The sequence below is a fragment of the Brevundimonas sp. CURTG3B2_SDJG genome (assembly GCF_057364705.1).
In genome coordinates, this window is record NZ_JBNFOJ010000294.1 from 1 (window position 1) to 3,375 (window position 3,375).

The 3,375-nt window shown below is 70.8% G+C and carries 3 protein-coding genes; 2 read left to right on the plus strand and 1 reads right to left on the minus strand.

Features of this window, described 5'->3' with window-relative positions; genetic code table 11:
- A partial coding sequence (locus tag AC2W7C_RS15295; RefSeq protein ID WP_486002173.1) for a hypothetical protein occupies positions 1 to 280 on the minus strand: 280 nt, incomplete at its 3' end.
- Between the two features lie 57 nt (positions 281 to 337).
- Between AC2W7C_RS15295 and AC2W7C_RS15300 the strand changes: the two genes are divergently transcribed.
- Both AC2W7C_RS15300 and AC2W7C_RS15305 read left to right on the plus strand, forming a co-directional pair.
- Positions 338 to 2,881 carry a ligase-associated DNA damage response DEXH box helicase gene (locus AC2W7C_RS15300; RefSeq protein WP_486002174.1) on the plus strand — a complete coding sequence of 848 codons (2,544 nt, stop codon included), beginning with the start codon at positions 338 to 340 and terminating at the stop codon, positions 2,879 to 2,881.
- Positions 2,878 to 3,375: metallophosphoesterase (locus AC2W7C_RS15305; protein ID WP_486002175.1), on the plus strand; the 498-nt coding region annotated here is incomplete at its 3' end. The genes AC2W7C_RS15300 and AC2W7C_RS15305, both read left to right, overlap by 4 nt.

Genomic DNA, 3,375 nt, shown 5'->3' on the forward strand with positions numbered 1-3,375 from the left:
GCGGGCCGGACGAAGGCGAAAACAGCTCGAGCACATCCAGGAGGTCCGGCGACCTGGGCGGCGGCGCGATCCCCAGCCGGCGCGCGGTCAGGCTGGCGTGGGCGACCAGGACCGGAGCGGTGGTGAAGGCGCCCTCGGCCGCGCCACGCCCGATCCGGCGCGCGCCTTCGTCGTCGCAGATCGCCCCCGCGCCCGGCGGCACGGCCAAGGCCGGCGGCAGGGCCAGCCAGGGCTCGGCGCCGGTGAGGCTGGAGGAGGCGGTGAGGGGCGAGACGGACACGTCCCTAGATAGCGCGTAGGGAGGTGAAACGGAACGGGAACATGCTATAGGCGCGGGGTGACGCCGTCCGCCGTTCCTGCAACGCTTCCGCCGCTGTTCGCGGACTGGTTCGCCGCGCGCGGCTGGTCGGCGCGCCGGCACCAGTTGGAGATGGTCGCGGCCGCCGAGCGCGGCGAGCACGCGCTGCTGGTGGCTCCGACTGGGGGCGGCAAGACGCTGGCGGGGTTCCTGCCTTCGCTGATCGAGTTGAGCGAACGCGGGCCGCGGCCGGCCCCCTTCGGGCCGGGGTCGGGGGTGCACACCCTCTATCTGTCGCCGCTGAAGGCCCTGACCACCGACGTCGAGCGCAATCTGACGACCCCGATCCGCGAGATCGGGCTGAATATCCACGTCGAGAGCCGGACGGGCGACACCAAGGCCTCAAAGCGGCAGAGGCAGCGTGAGTTTCCGCCGGACATCCTGCTGACCACGCCCGAGCAGCTGGCGCTGTTCTGCGCCTGGGAGGGGGCGCGCAGCTATTTCGCTGACCTGAGATGCGTCGTGCTGGACGAGGTGCACGCGATCTGGAGCGGCAAGCGGGGCGACTTGCTGTCGTTGGGCCTGGGGCGGTTGCAGCGGTTCGCGCCCGCGATGCGGCGCGTGGCCCTGAGCGCGACCGTGGACGACCCGGAGATGATCGCCGATTGGCTGAAGCCGGGACCAAACGCGCTTCCTTCTCCCGCGGGGGAAGAAGGGGTGCGGATCGTGAGGGGTGATCCCGGCGCGCCCCCGGTCGTGGACGTCCTGGTCTCGGAGGGCCGGGTGCCGTGGGCGGGGCACACCGGGGTGCATGCGATCCCGGAGGTCTACGACGCCATCAGGCGCTCGGGCATGACGCTGATCTTCGTCAACACGCGCTGGCAGGCCGAGTTCGTTTTCCAGGAGCTGTGGGCGATCAACGACGACGACCTGGCGATCGCGCTTCATCACGGCTCGCTGGCGGCCGAGCAGAGGCGCAAGGTCGAGGCGGCGATGGCGCGTGGCGATCTGCGGGCGGTGGTCTGCACCTCGACGCTGGACCTCGGGATCGACTGGGGCGACGTGGACCTGGTGATTCAGTTGGCGGCGCCGAAGGGAGCCAGTCGGCTGGTGCAGCGGATCGGCCGGGCCAACCACCGGCTGGACGAACCCTCTCGCGCCCTGATGGTCCCGGCCAGCCGGTTCGAGATGCTGGAATGCCAAGCGGCGCGTGAGGCGGTGGCCGAAAACGCCTTCGACTGGGAGCCGACGCACACAGGCACCCTGGACACGCTGGCCCAGCACGTGATGGGCTGCGCCTGCTCCGAGCCGTTCGCGCTCGACGAACTGTATGCGGAGATCACCGGCTGCGGGCCGTACCGGACCCTGGGCTATGACGCGTTCGAGGAGGTGGTCGATTTGGTCGCCACGGGGGGCTACGCACTGCGGAACTACGAGCGGTTCGCCCGTATCGTGCGGACCCAGGACGGACGGTGGAAGGTGCGCAACGCCGTGACGGCCCAACGTCACCGGATGAACGTGGGCGCGATCGTCTCGGCGGCCAATCTGAACGTGCGCCAGGCGTCGCGGCGCGGCCGTCACCTGATCGGCGGGCGCAAGATCGGCGAGGCCGAGGAGTGGATGTTCGAACAGATGACCACGGGGGACACGTTCGTCTTCGCCGGGCGGGTCTGGGCCTTTCAGGGGATCGACGGGATGGACGCCCTGGTCTCGCCGGCCTTCGACAAGACGCCGAAGATCCCGTCCTACGGCGGGCAGAAATTCCCGCTGGGAACCTCGCTGGCGGCCCGGGTCCGGGCGATGGTCGAGGATCGCGATCACTGGCGCGTCCTGCCGCCGGACGTGCAGGAGTGGCTGGAGCTGCAGGCCGAGCGGTCGTCGATTCCCGGCGCCGACACCCTGCTGGTCGAGACCTTCCCGCGCGGCTCGCGGCATTTCCTGGTGGCCTATCCGTTCGAGGGGCGCAGCGCCCACACCACCCTGGCCATGCTGTTGACCCGGCGGCTGGATCGCGCCGGCGTCGGGCCGCTGGGGTTCGTGGTGACAGACTACTCCCTGGCGATCTGGTCGATCGCTCCGATGGACCGGCTGGACCTGGACGCCCTGTTCGAGCCGGACATGCTGGGCGACGACCTGGAAAGCTGGCTGGAGGAGAGCTTCATGATGAAGCGCAGCTTCCGCCAGTGCGCCCTGATCTCGGGTCTGATCGAGCAGCGCCAGCCGGGGGCCGAGAAGACCGGGCGGCAGGTGACGTTCTCGACCGACCTGATCTACGACGTGCTGCGCCGGCACCAGCCCGACCACCTGCTGTTGAAGACCGCGCGAGCCGATGCGGCCTCGGGCCTGCTCGACGTGGCGCGGCTGGGCCAAATGCTGTCACGGATCCAGGGCAGGATCGTGCTGAAGGCGCTGGAGGGACCCTCGCCCTTCTGCGTGCCGGTGCTGGTGCAGATCGGGCGTGAACGGGTCGGCGGCGGGGCGGCCGAGATGATCCTGTCGGAAAGCGCTCTGGAGTTCTCGGAGGAGGCGCTGGTGGCCGAGATCATGGCCGATGCGCCGCCTCGGTTGGAGGGCGCGGCGTGAACGCGGCCCTGCGCGAGGCCCTGTCGCCGTTCCGCCACCCTTGCGGCGGGCTGAAGGTACGCGTCGCCGGCGAGGCCTGCGTGCTGCGCTGCTCGGGCGCGCTGTGGGTCGCGGGGCGCCGGACCCTGATCGCCTCGGATCTCCACCTGGAGAAGGGCTCGGCCTTCGCCGCCCGCGGCCAGATGCTGCCGCCTTACGACAGCCCGGCGACCTTGGCCAAGCTGGAGGCCGAGATCGAGGCGTTGGATCCGGCCGTCGTGGTGCTGCTCGGCGATAGTTTCCATGACTCGAGGGCGGTCGAGCGTCTGTCCACGGACGACCACGCCCGTATCGCGCGGCTGGCGGCGGGGCGGGACTGGGTCTGGCTTGAGGGCAATCACGACCTGGCGGCGCTCGCCGGCGCGCTGGACGCCCTGCCAGGACGGGTGGTCACGACGCTGGCGCTCGGCCCCCTGCGCCTGATCCACGAGCCGCAGCCGGGCGACCAGCGGGGG